Here is a 17,658-nt window from a genome sequence, read left to right as displayed (position 1 = left end):
AATTTTATTAATGCTAAATCACAATATGGTGAATTTATAAGCTCAACTCGATCAAATTATAAAAAATAAAATGCCATTACCCAATCTTATCAAAACTCCCTCTTTAGTACAAAAGCTTCATTGGGTTAGTGACCCTGTGGGATATATGGAAAATGCAGCCCAGCAATATCCTGATATTTTCACTGCCAAGATAATTGGTTTTGGGGATACTGTAGTTTTTGTGAACCATCCCCAGGCAATCCAGGAAATTTTAACTAATGATAGAAAGAAATTTGTTGCTGTTGGTGAGACGAACAGAATTACACAACCTCTTATCGGAGAGTATTCAGTTGTCATACTAGAGGGCAATAGCCATAAACGGCAGCGACAACTGCTCATGCCATCCTTTCATGGAGAACGTATCCAAGCTTACAGTCGGCTAATTTGTAATCTGACTGAACAAGTCTTTAGTCAGTTACCCCAAGATAAGCCCTTCTTAGCTCGTAATTTAACACAGGAAATATCCCTACGAGTCATATTGAAGACTGTCTTTGGTTTATGTGAGGGAGAAAGATTTCAACAATTTAAGCATCTGCTACCGTTGCTGATGGATGTTTTTCGCTCACCTTTGACTTCTATCTCATTTTTTTTCTCATCCTTGCAAAAAGATTTAGGAGTTTGGAGTCCTTGGGGAAAATTTCTGCACGTTCGGCAAGCAATTGATGAATTGCTCTACTCTGAAATCGCCGAACGCCGACAAAAACTAGATCCAGAATGCATGGATATCCTCTCCTTGCTGATATCATATCGAGATGAAGTGGGCGAACAAATGACCGATCAGGAGTTGCGCGATCAATTAATAACCCTAATACTTACTGGTTATGAAACTACGGCATCGGCAATGGCTTGGGGATTGTACTGCATTCACCAAAAGCCTCTAGTCCGTGAAAAACTGCTGCAAGAACTGGACACTCTAGGTGATTCCCCAGACCCTATGAGCATTTGCCGACTCCCATATCTCACAGCTATTTGCAATGAAACCTTGCGAATTTACCCTGTTGTAATGTTCTCTTTTCCCAGGGTAGTGCAAGAACCCGTTGAATTATTGGGACATTCTTTAGAGCCTGGAACTGTACTGCTTCCCAGTATTTATCTTACTCATCATCGAGAGGATTTATATCCTCAGTCCAAAGATTTTCAACCAGAGCGCTTTATTGAACGTCAATTTTCTCCCTATGAATTTCTGCCCTTTGGTGGCGGTGTCCGTCGTTGTATTGGCGAGGCTTTGGCTATGTTTCAAATGAAGCTAGTATTAGCAACCGTCTTGTCACACTATCACTTAGCGTTAGTTGATCGTCGGCCAGAGCAGCCTCAGCGCCGAGGTTTTACCCTTGCGCCAGCCAGTGGAGTCAAGATGGTAATTACAGGGCGACGTGTGCGGCAAGAGTCTTTAATAAACATGACAACTAAACCAATAAGCTAGTACTTTGTCAAGATAGTTTTTAGGGTTTGTAGTAAGCACTTTAGTGCTTACTACAAATCTTTAATTATCAGACCTACTTAGTATAGATATCTGACTGTTGCATAGGGATCTCAATCACGAACTCACTTCCCTCTCCTGGCGTAGAATCACAGGTTAAACTACCCTTGTGTTTGTCCACAATAATCTGATAACTAATCGACAACCCCAAACCCGTACCATTTCCTACTGGCTTGGTTGTAAAAAATGGGTCAAAAATTTTCTGCTGCACCGCTTTTGTCATACCAGAACCGTTATCGGCAATCCGAATTATCGCCGTATTAGAATCTGTTAGCTCAGTAAAGATGTGAATTTGTCTTACCATATCAGAAGTCACTGATGCGTTTATGTTCTTTGTTATTTGTTCTTTACCATTTATCAATGATGGATGACCAATGATAAATGACTCTTCTAAAGCATCAATTGCATTACTAAGAATATTCATAAATACCTGATTGAGTTGACCAGGATAACAAATAACTTCTGGTAATTTTCCGTATTCTTTAATGACTTCAATTTCAGGAAAATTGCTATTTTCTTTAAGTCGGTGTTGCAAAATCATTAAGCTGTTGTCTATTCCCTCATGAACATCTACAGGCTTCATCTCAGATTCATCTAGACGAGAAAAGTTGCGTAAGCCCAAAACAATATTTCGGATACGCGAACTCCCCATTTTCATTGAATCTAAAATTTTTGGCAAGTCTTCTGCTAGGAAATCTATATCAATCTCCTCATGTTTTTCCTTAACTAAAGGTGAAGAATGGGGATATTCCTGCTGATAAACAACTAGCAAATCAAGCAAGTCTTGGACATACTCACCCGCATGATTAATATTGCCATGAATAAAGTTAATAGGGTTATTTATTTCATGAGCAATACCAGCAACCATTTGTCCTAGAGAAGACATTTTTTCACTTTGAATCAATTGAATTTGGGTACGCTGTAATTCCTGTAGAGTCTCTTGTAAACAGTTATTTTTGTCGTTGAGTTCCTGCGTTCTTTCCTGGACTTTTTCTTCTAAGTTATGGTTGTATTCCTCCAAGCTTTCTTTTGCTTGGGCCAAATTTTTGTAGAGGATAGCATTCTCTAAGCATATTGCTGCTTGAGTGGTGAGGAGTTTGAGTACTTCTACGCGATCGCGTGTAAATGCTCCTGTTGTCAGATTATTTTCCAGATAAATAATCCCAATCAATTTACCTTGATTTAGAAGAGGTATAGACAACAAACTCTTAGGCTCTTCGCTAATAATGTAATTATCACTTGCTAGAAAAGAAACAGCCCTTGCATCATCTATAACAAATATTTCTCTAGAGCGTTTAACGTAGTTAATCAGAGTAATGGGAACATCGTAGCTTGACTCAAGCGAAGTTGATGGAAACTCAGTGTAGGTTTGCTCAAAGTTAGAACTTGAACAAACCGCCGTGACAGTTAATGCTAAGTTATCACCTTCGCTCAAAATTAAAGCGCATTTAGAAGCTCCTGCATTCTCCATCACAACTTCCATCAACGTAGAAAGTAGTCGCTCAAGCTCGATTTCCCCAGAGAGTGCTTGAGATGCTTTAATGAATGCGGCTAAATCCAAAGAGTCAGAAATACTTGTCTTCGAGCCAATAACAGTTTGATGATTACTCAGAGTAGATAGAGATGATATAGATGTGTTATTGAAAGAGGTGTTTTCCTCACTAGACTTGATACTTACTTTTTCTTGCTGAAATATAGAAGCCAGTAATTGAGGATAGCGTTTTGCCAAATCATCAACTTTGGCTAATGCTCCCCAGCGAACGTAGCTATAATAAGCATCTGTTAGATAGGTTTGGGCTATCTTATGTTTACCCCATTCTAAATAAAATTTGGCGGTAAGTTCTTGAGCGATGGCTTCTTCATTAATATACTCATGTTCTTTGGCAAGGAGAATAGCGCGATCGTAGAATTCCATTGCTTCAAGATATTGACCACCAATCCGATACTGTTCAGCCTCTACAAGATAATATTTGTGTAAATAATTCATCGGAGCATGATACGCCCAATGCTCCATTTTTTGCTGATTCGCTTGAACTTTATTCAGAATACACTTTTGCTCAGAATCTGATACATCAGCGTATACAGCTAGTCGTGCTAATGAATCATACAAGTAGAAAATAGGAGTCACTTGCTGTCCGATTCCACCCAGTAAATATTTTTCTGCTAAAGTAGCATTTTCCAAAGCCGAAGGATATTCATGAAATAAGTAACAGAGATGTAGTTTACTTACATATAAATAGAAAACTCCCATGACATCATTGGCATCAAGGTAAAGCGGTAGCATTTTTACTTCGTCATAAGCTTCACCAATTAAATGACAGGGATTTTCTACATTTCCTAGTAAATTTAAGACAGACTGTCTGTGGATATTAATCCAGTTAAAGATTGTTTTTTGGTTAATCTGTCTGATGATATGGCTGTAAGTTGCAATCTCACATTCTAGCCCTGAGAGTTCTTTACCAATGAAATATGAAGAGTAGGAATAAGCATTAAGATAATAGGCTGTATATTCTAAATCTCCTATTTCTATTCCAGCAGAGTAAGCCTCCAATAAAGGTTTTAATATTAGTCTAGTGTGTTGCTTCCAATGCCAGATGCTTGTATAAAATACAAGCATTATCTTAGCTTTAACTTCTTTAGCATTGAACTTATCCACCAAAGTTGCAGCCAGTTTCCCAAATTGATAGCTAGACTCAATATCTCCTACTAAACCACTCAGTATTAAGCCGTAATTACTATAACCAAAGGCAGATAAGGGTGCATTCCCATATTTGAGCGATAATTCGATTTGTTTCAGAACAATGAGCGGAAACAATTCAGGTGCAACTGCATAAGTGACAGAGATTGCAGTAGATATTATACGCATTATTGCTAGAGCCTGAGTTTCTATCATTTCCGGTAGATTAATTAAGTCCTCAATGGGCCTACCATTTAGATTTAATGTTAATTCTGCCATTGCTAACTGAACATCAGACTGACTTGGATGTTCAGGAAACTCCACTCCCAAAAATTTCAAAAAGGTTAGGGCAGTATTTACAGCCTCTAGTGCTTGGTTCTGTGCCCCATAAGCCTGAATTTTGACTTCATAAACTTTTACTTTTTCTAGTAGTGTTTCACGGAGCAATACCACTTCTGCTAATTGTTCCATCTGTTCAAAGTTGCCAGCTAGATATGCTGCCTCTGTCGCAGTCTCATATAAAGCTAGGGTAAGATGATGTTTAGTATCCCAACTATCACCTGTGAGCAGTTGGATACCAGTAGTTAAATACTTAAGGGCAGCAGGATAAGCTGTTGATGCTAAAGCTTTACGTCCAGCAGTTAGATTCATCTGGGCTAGTTCATCTCGTTTTGTTTGAGGAGAGATGAATTCCACTGCGATATTTAACTGATTGACAAGCTCAAAAATCTTTTCTTCCTGTTCTGCAACAGAAATATTGTTCAATAACAGTAGTCCAATTTTTAAGTGAATTGGCTTTTTTTGTTCTTCAGGAATCAAAGAATAAGCTGCTTGCTGCACCCGATCATGTACGAATTTATATTTAGGTAGCTGTAAATTAGAACTAGAAAATTCTATGGATTCTATTCCATGAACAATGAATTCTTGATTAGTATTTTCTTTCGCAAAGATGTTGTAATTTTCAGTCTGTGGTAAGATTAGTCCCTCAAGTAATGCTTGCCACAAATCTGATGCTGTATCTACTACAGATTTTTCGTTGACGATCGCTAGACTATTTAATTCAAATTGATTACCAATACAGGCAGCTAGTTTCAAAACCTTTTGGGTATATATTGGCAATTTCTCTATTTGTAGGGCAATAAATTCTACTACATCATCTGTGAGAGCCAATTCTTTGATTTTTGAAACATCATACTGCCAATGACCAACATCAAAGTTTAATACAATTAGCCCATCATCATGTAAAGACTTGAGGAATTGGACTGAAAAAAATGGGTTGCCTTTCGTTTTGGCAAATACCATCTGGGTAAGAGGGACTGCGACTACTTCAGCGCAATGCAGAGTATCAGCAATGAAATGATTTAAATCACCCTGATTTAAAGGCGCTAAGGTGATTGTATTAATAGCTGCTCCGGCTTTTTCAATTTCCTGTAGTGTCAAATAAAGCGGGTCTACTTTGAAAACTTCATTGTCTCGATAAGAACCAATTAACAACAAACCTCCCTGATTCTCATGTGTGTCTTCTGCATTCCTTGCCAAAGAAGATGAAATACTTTCACACATTAGTAACTGAATTATTTTTAAAGATGCTGTATCTGCCCATTGCAAGTCATCAAGAAAGATAACTAGGGGATGTTCTTTAGTTGTGAAGATTTGAATGAATTTTTGAAACAATAAATTGAAACGATTTTGGGCAGCACTGCCAGAGAGTTCTGTAACCGGAGGTTGCTTACCAACAATTTGTTCGAGTTCAGGGATTACATCGATAATTACCTGAGTTTGTGTACCCAATTCCCGCAGAATTTTGACTTTCCATTGTTGAATTTGGGCATCAGTTTCTGAAAGTAGTTGCCCGATTAAATCTCTAAAAGCTTGTACCAATCCTGATAAGGGAATGTCACGTTGAAACTGGTCAAACTTTCCTTTGATGAAGTAACTACGCTGTCGCACAATCGGTTTGTGGACTTCATTGACCACAGCAGTTTTGCCAATACCAGAGAAACCCGCGACTAATATCATTTCTGTTGCCCCTTCTGTTACACGCTTAAAAGCAGCGAGTAGGGTTTCAACTTCACCTTGGCGACCATAGAGTTTTTCAGGGATTACGAAACGGTCTGAGATGTCCCTCATGCCTACTTCAAAGGGTGCAATATTTCCTGTTTCTTGCCACTGCTTTTGGCACACCTCCAAGTCATGCTTTAACCCCAAAGCACTCTGATAGCGATCTTCGGCATTTTTCGCCATTAGTTTACCGATCATTTCAGACAAAATTGCCGGAATCTTAGAATTAATTCGGCTGGCTTTTAGCGGTTGTTTAGCGATATGAGAGTAAACTAACTCCATCGGATCTTTAGTCGTGAAGGGTAACTGTCCAGTGAGGAGTTGAAAGAAGGTAATACCAAGGGAATAAAAATCAGTCCGGTAGTCGATACCCCGGTTCATCCTTCCAGTTTGTTCTGGAGAAATGTAAGCCAGAGTACCTTCTAAGATGTTGGGATTCGTGAGAAATTGAATTTCTCTTGGTAGGAGGGTGGCAATGCTAAAGTCGATGATTTTTACTTCATCGGTGGTAGGGTTTATTAGGATATTGGCAGGCTTGATGTCTTTGTGAATGATGCGATCGCGATGTAGTCCCTCAAGGGTAGAAGCAATTTTAATCGCAATGTTGAAAAACTCATTGAGAGAAAGACAGTTTTCCTTCTTTTCCTTGTTCTCTATTCGCCAGTCTTGCAGGGAAATGCCACCAAAATCTTCCATCACTAAGATGTAGCTGTTACGGTAGCTTTCTAGGCTATAGGTTTTGAGTATGCCAGGAATATCGAGGTTTTTGGTGATGATATACTGATTGCGGAACTGGGCGATTTCCGCGAACGTAGGATATTCATTCCGCATTAATTTGAGAACGACTGGTTTTTGGTCTTGTTCTCTAATGCCCCGATAAACTAGAGTTTTACTACCTGAGTATATTTGCTCGGTGATGTGATAGCCAGGAAACGCATATAATGTATCTAATACTACTAACATTGCGGAATATGCTCATAATTCTTGTTTCTATGTCTTAGTATTCCCGTGCGAAGGCTATCATTATCATGAAATAATAATTTCATTTGTTTAATTTGTATTAATAAAAATAATTTTTGAAGAAATATCTTCTCTGGAATTATGTGATTTTCAAGAAACTAATTTGCGTATAAAAACATAAGCTAGTAAAAATATTTTTACTAGCTTTATCTGGCAAATGTTCCGTATTACTGGTTTCTATCTGTAGGTTATTTATCAAGTTCTGAAGCAGATTGTATATGAGAGACTAAGCAATAAAAAGCCTGCCGTTTTTCTTAGATTAAGAACAAACTACGGCAGGTTTAGTTGGTCTAGAACTGTTTCAGTAGACTAACAACTGATACTATAGGACTCATATTTGATTATTGAAAAAAATCAGTATAGCTCAAAGAGCCTTCTTGACTATTGCCTGCCTCTCGCGCTTGCGCTGCGCTTCTCTGCGAGAGGCTTGTCTGCGACACGCTCCGCGAACGCGCACCACGCAAATAATTATAGCTACGCCACGCTGCGCGAACAGAAATCAAATCGGATTGCTATATTTATTTTTGAAAATGCACCTATAAAACTTACACAAAATTAAATATAGAGGTAATTCATGAATTACCCCTATATGTAGTTTTTTCCTATTTTTGAATTTTGTTGTCAACGATGGTTTGTCAAGATAAGTATTTTTGAATTAACTATTTTTACCCGCTTTTAATCTGACACCCAGTATGATGAACCGGGTATTTCGGCTGCGATAATAATAATGAACACAAATGCTACTTTATTTTTTGTTTAATAAAGGTAACAACTTGAGTTAGCTGTTTCTTCAAGCCATCGATTTCAGCTTGCATTTTGACAATTTTCTCGTTCAACGCATTAATTTCTGCCTCAGAGACTCCTTTGGCAGTAGGGGTTGCGTTGCTTGCCGCCGTAGGCATCGCACTATTGGCAACAGTAGGAGTTGCTACCGTAGCAGTATTTGCGACGCTAGGGGCTGCTACCGTAGCAGTTGCAACACTAGAAGTTGCAACTGTGCTATTTTTAACAGCAACCCCTGCTCCGACTGCTACTAATTCTGGGCGCGGCAGTTTCGCCTTAGTCATAGCTAACTTAATTGCGTTAATTAGTTGCTTCTGATCGAAAGGCTTACCCAGAAATTCAAAGTATTCAAAGGGTTCTGTGATTTTCTCGGTTACTTCTTCCTTGCGACCAGACATGATCACCAAAGGAATTTTCCTTAATTCCGGATCGGCTTGAACTTTCTGGAAAACCTCCCAGCCACTCATTTTAGGCAACAGAAAATCCAGCATAATCAGGCTGAGTTTTTCCTGAAGAATGAAATTTAGTCCTTCTAAACCGTCTTTTGCTTCCAGTACCTCAAAATTGCCCGGAGGCAACATTTCTCGTACTTTTACCCTGACAACTGTAGTGTCATCGATAACTAAAATCTTGTTGCTTGCCACGACTGTTTGCTCTAACAGAAACTTTAAGTGTAAATAGCGGCTTTGCCGATTGTCCTTGAGAATCCTCCCACTATATACAAAATTTCTAGCAATTGGGGGATAGTATATTTCGGTATAAATGACATTGCTAGAGGTGTTTTGTAAAACTTTTGCTGGCGCTCTTTTCGATTTATGTCATGGTGATATTTAAGGCTTTAGCTTTGTTCTAAGGCATAAAGCATATAAGGACACGGAGACACGGAGATATTAAGACCGTTTTCTGCGTCTATTCTTGTCTATCATTTGTCCATTGAAAGACCACTACTTTATATCCGTATCTTGCTTGGATGTCTATGATTTCGTCACAACAAGCCGAACTAAAGTCTGAAATTGCGGCAATGCCTAGCTGGTTACGTCGCCCTATCGGTAAAGCCAGTGAAATCTCTACCGTACAACGCATTATTAAGCAGCGCCAAATCCACACAATTTGCGAAGAAGGCCGCTGTCCCAACCGGGGAGAGTGCTATGCCCAAAAAACTGCAACTTTCTTGCTAATGGGGCCTACTTGCACACGCTCTTGTGCTTTTTGTCAAGTAGATAAAGGTCATGCACCGATGCCTCTTGATTTAGAGGAACCCCAAAAGGTTGCACAGGCAGTACAGCTTTTAGGATTGCGTTATGTAGTGCTGACTTCTGTCGCCCGTGATGACTTGCCCGACCAGGGCGCAGGTCACTTTGTAGAGACGATCGCTACTATCCGTCAGTTAAACCCAGAGACTCAAATTGAAGTGCTGACCCCAGATTTTTGGGGCGGTGCAGGTGTTGGAGAATCAGGTCAACGCCAACGCATAGCGATGATTGTAGAAGCCAAACCAGCTTGTTTCAATCACAATATCGAGACAGTGCGGCGGTTAACTGGACCAGTGCGCCGGGGAGCCAAATACGATCGCTCGCTTTTGGTACTTGCTATGGTTAAAGAAATCGATTCGACAATTCCTACCAAATCAGGTTTGATGCTGGGACATGGCGAAACACTTGATGAAGTTGTCGAAGCAATGGCTGATTTAAGGGCTGTGGGGTGCGATCGCTTGACTATTGGGCAGTATATGCGTCCAACTCTTGAACATCTCCCAGTCCAAAAATATTGGACTCCAGAGGAATTCGCTCAACTTGGCAGATTAGCATGGGAAATGGGATTCAACCATGTCCGTTCTGGGCCTCTGGTTCGCAGTTCCTATCATGCTGGAGAGGAGTGAAGAAGGGAATAGGGTACAGGGTACAGGGTACAGATTATTCCCTGTCACCTGTCACCTGTCACCTCTCCCCCTAATCCAATTTCCAAATTCACACAAATATTCTTAAAGAATTTGGGTATTTGGTACGCCAGTTTGGTATTTCTTAAAAAGTCATGACAATTAGGAGAATCGCATTATGACTGCTAAAACAACGAAGAATCCTGCAAATTCCGCAGTTGCCGACAGTGGAGCAAAACCTCCCTACGCCTATCGCACAGGCTGGGCAATATTCTTGCTAGCTATCAATTTCTTGGTAGCGGCGTACTATTTCCACATTATTGAGTAGTTAGAAGTGGAATGGTGCTGCTCAAATCGTTCCTTTGAATAAACCTTTGGGACGAATGAGCAGCACCAAAATCATGATTAATAGTGCTACACCCTGTTTATACTGTGAACCCAGCCAGGGGGTGCTAATTTCTTGGACAATGCCAATGATAAAAGCTGCTGCGATCGCACCATAAGGGTTGCCAATCCCCCCAAGAATCACTGAGGCAAATAACGGTAAAATTAAGAACCACCCCATATTAGGACGCACGGCTGTAATCAACCCATACATACTGCCTCCCAATGACGTAAGAGTGCCAGCAATTAGCCAAGTCCAGAAAATTACTCGGTCAACATTAATACCTGAAACCCTGGCTAAGTCCAGATCGTCAGCAACTGCTCGCATCGCTTTACCAATTTTGGTATTTTGCAGCAGGTAATGCAGCGCGAAAATTGCTAGTATCGCTAACCCCAATACCAATAATTGATTTTGCGGTACTTTTAAACCAAAAATATCTAAAGCTGTGGTGACAGGTAAATTATAGTTTTGGTTCTTGCCACCCCAGATAAAAATAATCCCATTGCGAAGAAATAAGGCAAGCCCGATAGAAATAATAATCAGCGTAGTGGAAGTAGCACGGATAGAGCGCATCTTTGACCACAATAACTTTTCCGATAACAGCATTGCTGCTACTGTTCCCGCCGCCGCCAGGATCATTGACAGCCAAATATTAACTCCAATACTATTGATTAGCCAGGTGAGATAGGCTCCTAAAGTTAAAAAGTCACCATGAGCAAAGTTAGATAACCGTAAAATTCCATAAGTAAGAGTCAGTCCGACTGCGGCTAGAGCAATAATGCTCCCTACCGCAATCCCATTGACGATTAGTTGGGCGAATTGTGTATCCATAAGTCTTAAGTTGCTTTAACAAATTTTAGGTCAGTGGTTCAGATAATAATTTTTTTGGACTAGCTGCTAAATTCGACATCATAAGTTATGGTTTATAACAACATAAGTTATGGTTTATAAATAAAAAAGAATTGTCCGCTAATATACATAAAATCCTTTTTGGATTTTTATGTGAAGCTAAATTTGTTAAGCGGTCTAGTTGACCATGCAGCAGTACTCAAGCTTACCAGACCAAAACTCACAGATAGATGCAACGCCAAAACTTTTGACAACAATTCAGCAACTTCGCGCCAAGTTGTGGCTGGAGAGCAGCTTGAACCAGTTGCAAAGTCGCCTAAATCATTATCTGCTTTCTGCTTGTAACAATGTCCTACAGGCAGAAGTCGCAGAATCAGAAGTTCTCCAAGCTGTGGTTAACGAGATTAACAGTGTAATGAACAGCACTAATCTGGCACTTACAGATTATGCCGTCGGCATTGCTATGTTTCAACCACAAGAAAATGTAGCCACAGTTTGCTATGTTTCTCGTTCTCCATCTCAAAACTCACAACCTTTATTTGTAGATGTGCTGACAGCAGAAAAAAAGCTGCTGTTGCGATTGCAAGAGGTTATAGAATTCAAAGATTTACAGCAACTTGAGAATCAACAGCCACCAAGCGCTTGGCGGTTAGCTGATGATTCTGGCAGCATTATGGGTTGGCTAATTATCGCCGCAGCGCCCCTAAGTTGCGATCGTGAGTCGCTCATAGAATCAAAAGCCCAACTCAGATCGCAATTGATGTCCAGGTCTGCCAACTACTGTACAACAGCTTTGGTACAACTGAGACACATCCTATCTTGGCAGCAACAATATCAACAGTTAAGTAACTCCAATCAAGAATTGGAGCGCACCAATCAGCTGAAAAACCAGTTTCTGGCAAACACCAGCCACGAAATTCGCACACCGCTTAGTTCTATTATTGGGTTTACCCATCTGCTTTTAGCTCCAGGGTACGAACCAACTATAGAACGTCAACGGGAGTATTTAAATATCATTCAGTCTAGCGGCAAGCATTTGCTAGCTCTGATTAATGATATTTTGGATCTTTCAAAAATTGAAGCAAACCAGCTAGAGGTGCAGTGGGAAAGTGTAGATGTACCACTGCTATGTAGCAATGTTTTGGCACTGGTGAAAGAGAAAGCCGCTAATAAGGGTTTAAGACTGTGCCTAGAAATTGACCCCGATATCACAAGCCTAGTAGCCGACTCTTTGCGACTCAAGCAAATGCTGTTGAATTTACTCTTCAATGCCTTAAAGTTCACCAGCAAAGGAAGTGTTGGCTTACAGGTTGTTCCCAAAGGTGGATCTGTACATTTTACAGTTTGGGATACTGGCAGTGGCATCTCTCAAGAAGACCAGACTCAATTATTTGAACCCTATTTCCAAATTGCTAAGGCTGTCGCTGGTGGTGCTGAGGGGACTGGTTTGGGTTTAGCAGTGACTCGCAAACTCGCCCAAATTCATGGTGGTTCTGTGAAAGTGGAGTCTGAAGTAGATGGCGGCTCCCGTTTTACCCTTTTACTTCCCCTTAAGCAAGAGGTGGGAGTGGGGGGAGATGAGGAAGCAGGGGAGGCAGGGGGAGCAGGGGAGGCAAAGTACTCCTTATCTCATTTGCCTTTCACCCCTAATTCTTCTGTAGATATTTTGCTGGTAGAAAATGACTTACCCAACGCTGATTTGATGCAAATTTATCTACAGAAATTAGGATATCAGGTGACTTGGGTTAAGAATGCTGCTGAGATGTGGGAAGCTCTAACACAGCTAGATCCAGCAGTGATTTTAATGGATGTTTATCTGGCAGATGGAAATGGTCTTAACTTGGTACGACAACTGCGAGAACATGAGCAATATCAGACGATTCCGGTAATTGTTCAAACAGCAATGGCGATGAAAGGCGATCGCGAAACCTGTCTAGCAGCTGGAGTAAATGACTATATTTCTAAACCAATTGATTTACCACTTTTAGCTAGTCTGGTAGCCAAGTATAGCAAACCGCCAATATGAGGCAGGGGGCAGGGGCAGGAAGAAGGGGGCAGGGAGCGAGGGAGAAGAGGAGTGTGGGGAGTGTGGGGAGTAAGACTTCTTTCCCATCCTCCCACACCTCCCACACTTCCCACACCCCTTGGATTTCTCACTTGTGATAAATCCAGGCTAATGCCCAATGCCCCATAACATAACAAATGACTACAATAAAAATGGTTGGGTGCTATAGGGTTTGAGTAGGATTGGGAAATGATGCTGACAGAAAAATTTGAGCAATTAAAAGCCTTATTTGAAGAGATGGATCAGGCATTGATTGCCTACTCTGGGGGCGTTGATAGCACTTTGGTTGCGAAAATTGCTTATGATGCCTTGGGCGATCGCGCTCTGGCTGTCACGGCTGTTTCTCCTTCGCTGTTACCAGAAGAGTTGGAAGATGCCAAAATTCAAGCCGCAACTATTGGGATTGCTCATAAAATAGTCCAGACTCACGAGATGGAAAATCCCAATTACACTTCTAACCCGGTTAATCGCTGTTATTTTTGTAAAAGTGAGTTGCACGACACTCTCAAACCTTTAGCTTTGCAGTTGGGTTATCCCTACGTAGTGGATGGGGTAAATGCCGATGATTTGCATGATTATCGCCCAGGAATTCAAGCAGCTAAAGAAAGAGGGGCGCGATCGCCTTTAGCTGAAGTAGGTGTCACCAAAGTTGAAGTTCGCCAACTTTCGCAAGAACTCGGTTTACCTTGGTGGGATAAACCCGCTCAACCTTGCCTAAGTTCCCGGTTTCCTTATGGTGAAGAGATTACTGTTGCTAAGTTACAACGAGTTGGTAGAGCAGAAATTTTCTTAAGAAAGCTGGGTTGGCAGAATTTGCGCGTGCGATCGGAAGGTGATACAGCACGCATTGAATTATCACCAGAACAAATTAAAGAGTTTGTGTTAACGACAGATTTGCAAAAAGTAGTTTCTGTATTTCAGGATTTTGGATTTCTTTACGTAACTCTGGATTTGGAAGGTTATCGCAGTGGTAAGTTGAATCAAATTTTGAATCGAGAAGTCTTGGGCGTTAAATTATAAAATTTTGGTTTTATAGAGATCCAGTTTATATTTCTTTACCTTCTACAGAAACTAGAAAGCAGCCGTTAATCCTCCAGGCATTATCCGGCTGTTTTTCCATAAGATATAAAGCTCTCAAGGGAACTCCATCAGGAGCAAGTAGTAGCACTGGCTGAGTTATGTTTTTTTGGATGGTTGTTATCTTCTCAAAAAAGACAGAGCGAGGACGGTATACTGCTGGGTAACTTATCTTCACCATCTGCATAAAATTTTCTGGGGTACCAAATTGCGCCTGAATTCCTGGACTGGCGAAGGCAAAAGCGCCTTGGGCATCATCCTTTTTAAAGGCTACCAATTGGTTTTCAATTAGAGAACGTATGGTGATGGCATCGTTGTCGGTAATTTCCATAAATCTAAAATTGCATAGGCGCAGCCCGTCGTAGACATCGCTTTAAGGGTCGAGCGATCGCTCAATCTTCACGCTGAGTTACCTTGTATTCTATCTGTTGTAATGCCGAGCGCCATACATCATAACCCTCTTGTGACAGGTGCAAACCATCTGTGGTCAACTCTGGACGCATATTACCTTCCATATCGGTAAACCAGCTATAAATATTTAGATAATTAGCGCCTTCTTGTTTAGCAATTTGGGTTAGTTGGGTGTTGATGTGACGAATGCGGCTATTAGAAAGTTTTGCTAGGCGAGTAGGCAGAATTGATTGGACAATGATTTGAGCTTTTGGGTGAGAATCCCGTAAACGACGCACAATCCGGCGATAATTACGCAAAATTGTGTCATCACTCGCGCCTTTTCGTAAGTCGTTAATCCCAGCCATGACATAAATTACATCCGGCCGGGTTGCCGAAAATGCCCCCAACCTTTTTAAAACCCCACTGGAAGTATCTCCAGAGATGCCTTGATTGAGCCACAATTTCCCCGTAGGCAGTTTTTCTCTAGGAAACCACATGCTCAAAGAATCACCCACTAAGATGCTTAGATGATTTGCACCTTGACCTTGAGCGATCGCTCTAGCTTCTAAAGCTAATAAACTTTTCCAGTCGTCATAAGTTAGTTGACGCTTCCTGATCGACTCCCACAAAGATTGCAAATTATCACTATCTACGCGCGTATAAATCTGACCTGTTTTCAGAGCCGCCAATCTTTGGTAGTAAAGTTGATTACCAGATGTCAATGAAATACCAGCTGCTTGGGCACTGGGTTTGACTAATGATTCTGTTGAGGCTGGTAATCCTTCACTACTGAGTTCGGGTACGCTAGAGACGTTTTTCTCGTCTACCGTCGGCTGCGAATTTTTTAGGGGTTGGAACGCTTGCCCACTGAGTTCTGGTAAGGAGAGATCAACGCTGGGGATGATTTGTCTACTTACTATTGTCTGCGAGCCTTGTTTTAAATCCCACAGGAATCTAGAACTTTCTGGCAGGACAATCGACAAATGTGGAAGAGCCGATGCTGGTATTGCTAATCCTGTTAACAAGCCTGCTGCCAACAGATAAGGGTCCCTCATCGCTTTCTCTCTCCTCTACTCACTGCTTTTCCCTATCACATCATTAATTGCCTGTATTCAGGAAAATTTTACTTCGGTTAAGTTATTATTCTTATTTACACTGTATAGTTCTGTAAAGCGTGTTGAGTAGATTATCTTAGACAATTTACGATCTCTTTAAAGTACGGTTTTTTCGGTGGTGTACAAGTCTGATTTGCGAAAATACTGGTACTTAAAGGATTATTTTCACAAAACAACCATTTTTTATAACTCAGTGTCCACAAATATTGTAAGTGTATATAAGTTTGCGATTAGTTGATATCATACGATGATCTGCTGTTTTTGAGCAAGAAAAAGGTTATTATTGTTGATGTTTAAGAACTTGCTCTTAAAAAGTTAGGCGCTCAAACTGGTTTGGGATAATTCTAAAGTCATCTATAGTGAAGTCAAAAAATATACAGATTGCGTTGATCTAACAAAAGTTAAATTTATTTTCATCCAAAAGTTGCCTCTTAGGTTTAATGGGATGATTTAGGGTTTGATACAGATTGCTTAGTATTAGAGCAATTCTCTGTACTTCTTTTGTAGTTATGTATATATAATTTCAAGTTTATGTTTGCCTGTAGAAGTATGAGTTGAAACACCTTTAAATTAAGTTTTAACTATAGAAAATAACTTCATTGGAAGTGCTAAGATTTAGGCTTAATCATTAGTGTTTGTTCTTCTGTGGCTAGAGCTAGTACAGCGATTGGTGTCAGTCCAATTATTAAGGAGATTGTGCAAAAACAGGCACATTCGACACGTTTAACACTGAAAGAAGTGATTCTGATGGGAATGTTAGCTATTGATAAACTAGACGATCAAGGTCGTCAGGAGCTAGCCGATCAAGTTCACCAAATGCAGGTGAATGGAGAAATTTAAGTGAGTAGTTATGAGTTAGGGGTTATAAATTTTAACTCCTCATTCGTGACTCTTTACTTAATTTGATTATTGGCTAAAACAATAACAACTTCCCATTACATAATTTCGTTAATTTCAAAAGATATTCATTGGCGTTGCAAAGTTTCAGCAACAAACCCAGTTGTATTAGAACCTGCAAATGGATCTAACACCATATCAGCTTCATCAGTTAAGAATTTGATGAAAACTTAGCAAACCCTTGAGGATAACGGGCTGATAGGGTCTAATTTTGGCTTCTTTGCAGTGTCGTAAATAAACATAGAGAAAATTAATGACATGTAAGGCTACAAAGGGGCGGGCAAGATGCCCACCCCACAAGAAATGTGATGATTGAGATTATTCAGGGAGTTGCCAAAAGAAGGGGTAATTTTCTGGGCTTGATGACAGCCCTGCTTTTACAGGATTTTGTCTGATATATTCCCAATATTGTTGAAACTCTTCATCGTTCCTAACAATACGGTCATATCTTTCGTCTTGCCAAACTGTTCCTATATGTTTCATCACTTTGGGAATTTGTTTAGCACTATAACCTTTAATACTTTTCATAATGCTACTCAATGACCAAAACTCATTTTCCGACTTGATTAATGGCTGAATAAGCAGATGCACATGATTTGTCATAACTACAAAGACAAATATTTGATATCTGTTTTTATCAAAAAACAAGCAAGAATTAAAAACTATTTCTCTAGCTTCTAGGCTAAGTTCTAACTTTTCCCAAGTATTAAAAGTAATGAAATAAACTGCCCCACCTAACTCCCAATGAGGTAATCTTCTCCGAAAAATTTTCAACTTTGGCTTTTGCATTCAGAATACAAAACTATTTGTAATTTTTATTGTGGGGTGGGCATCTTGCCCGCCCCCTTCTTTATTTTTCCCATCCTCCCTACCCAAAACCCACAAAAAAATCCCCCACCTTGCGGCAGGGGATTTTTATTACTTATCTACAAAACTAGCAG

General features: G+C 40.2%; 12 protein-coding genes and 1 pseudogene. 6 read left to right on the top strand and 7 right to left on the bottom strand.

The features are described from left to right. Window positions 1–70 precede the first annotated feature (70 nt). Entirely contained in the window at window positions 71–1,462 is a 1,392-nt protein-coding gene (locus GJB62_RS18060) for a cytochrome P450 (RefSeq protein ID WP_114081181.1), read from the top strand. A gap of 73 nt (window positions 1,463–1,535) precedes the next feature. On the opposite strand, the gene GJB62_RS18055 is transcribed toward GJB62_RS18060, so the two are convergent. Both GJB62_RS18055 and GJB62_RS18050 read right to left on the bottom strand, forming a co-directional pair. After that, a complete protein-coding gene (locus GJB62_RS18055) occupies window positions 1,536–7,220 on the bottom strand; it encodes an ATP-binding sensor histidine kinase (RefSeq protein ID WP_114081182.1) in 5,685 nt (1,894 codons plus the stop codon). A gap of 797 nt (window positions 7,221–8,017) precedes the next feature. Then, entirely contained in the window at window positions 8,018–8,704 is a 687-nt protein-coding gene (locus tag GJB62_RS18050) for a response regulator (RefSeq protein ID WP_114081183.1), read from the bottom strand. 332 nt (window positions 8,705–9,036) lie between these two features. Here GJB62_RS18050 and lipA point away from each other — a divergent pair, with 332 nt between their 5' ends. Then, the gene (gene lipA / locus GJB62_RS18045; protein WP_114081244.1) at window positions 9,037–9,939 is read left to right on the top strand and encodes a lipoyl synthase; all 903 of its coding nucleotides are present in this window, start codon (window positions 9,037–9,039) and stop codon (window positions 9,937–9,939) included. A 175-nt stretch (window positions 9,940–10,114) separates the two neighbouring features. Next, on the top strand, window positions 10,115–10,264 hold the full coding sequence (locus GJB62_RS18040; protein WP_012410182.1) for a photosystem I protein PsaX: 150 nt from the start codon (window positions 10,115–10,117) through the stop codon (window positions 10,262–10,264). Window positions 10,265–10,285: 21 nt separating this feature from the next. On the opposite strand, the gene GJB62_RS18035 is transcribed toward GJB62_RS18040, so the two are convergent. Next, window positions 10,286–11,152, bottom strand: a complete 867-nt coding sequence (locus tag GJB62_RS18035) for a branched-chain amino acid ABC transporter permease (RefSeq protein ID WP_114081184.1) — start codon at window positions 11,150–11,152, stop codon at window positions 10,286–10,288. Between the two features lie 205 nt (window positions 11,153–11,357). On the opposite strand from GJB62_RS18035, the gene hrmK reads away from it, so the two are divergent. Further along, complete coding sequence (gene hrmK / locus GJB62_RS18030; RefSeq protein WP_114081185.1) at window positions 11,358–13,196, top strand: hybrid histidine kinase/response regulator HrmK; 1,839 nt, start codon at window positions 11,358–11,360, stop codon at window positions 13,194–13,196. 231 nt (window positions 13,197–13,427) lie between these two features. Continuing rightward, window positions 13,428–14,255 (top strand): ATP-dependent sacrificial sulfur transferase LarE, encoded by an 828-nt coding sequence (gene larE, locus GJB62_RS18025; RefSeq protein ID WP_181852816.1) that lies wholly within the window; start codon window positions 13,428–13,430, stop codon window positions 14,253–14,255. 25 nt (window positions 14,256–14,280) lie between these two features. Here larE and GJB62_RS18020 read toward each other — a convergent pair whose 3' ends face one another. Beyond that, on the bottom strand, window positions 14,281–14,643 hold the full coding sequence (locus GJB62_RS18020) for a DUF4864 domain-containing protein (RefSeq protein ID WP_114081187.1): 363 nt from the start codon (window positions 14,641–14,643) through the stop codon (window positions 14,281–14,283). A 61-nt stretch (window positions 14,644–14,704) separates the two neighbouring features. Continuing rightward, a complete protein-coding gene (locus GJB62_RS18015; protein WP_114081188.1) occupies window positions 14,705–15,760 on the bottom strand; it encodes an SGNH/GDSL hydrolase family protein in 1,056 nt (351 codons plus the stop codon). 705 nt (window positions 15,761–16,465) lie between these two features. Here GJB62_RS18015 and GJB62_RS18010 point away from each other — a divergent pair. Further along, a complete protein-coding gene (locus tag GJB62_RS18010; RefSeq protein WP_073640193.1) occupies window positions 16,466–16,660 on the top strand; it encodes a hypothetical protein in 195 nt (64 codons plus the stop codon). A 125-nt stretch (window positions 16,661–16,785) separates the two neighbouring features. On the opposite strand, the pseudogene GJB62_RS18005 reads toward GJB62_RS18010, so the two are convergent. After that, a pseudogene (locus GJB62_RS18005) lies at window positions 16,786–16,954 on the bottom strand (DNA methyltransferase); the annotation flags it as partial. An 81-nt stretch (window positions 16,955–17,035) separates the two neighbouring features. After that, entirely contained in the window at window positions 17,036–17,506 is a 471-nt protein-coding gene (locus GJB62_RS18000; RefSeq protein WP_114081189.1) for a transposase, read from the bottom strand. Between the last annotated feature and the right edge of the window lie 152 nt (window positions 17,507–17,658).

Source organism: Nostoc sp. ATCC 53789 (assembly GCF_009873495.1).
Classification (GTDB): Bacteria; Cyanobacteriota; Cyanobacteriia; order Cyanobacteriales; family Nostocaceae; genus Nostoc; species Nostoc muscorum_A.
This window is presented reverse-complemented; position numbering and strand designations above follow the sequence as displayed.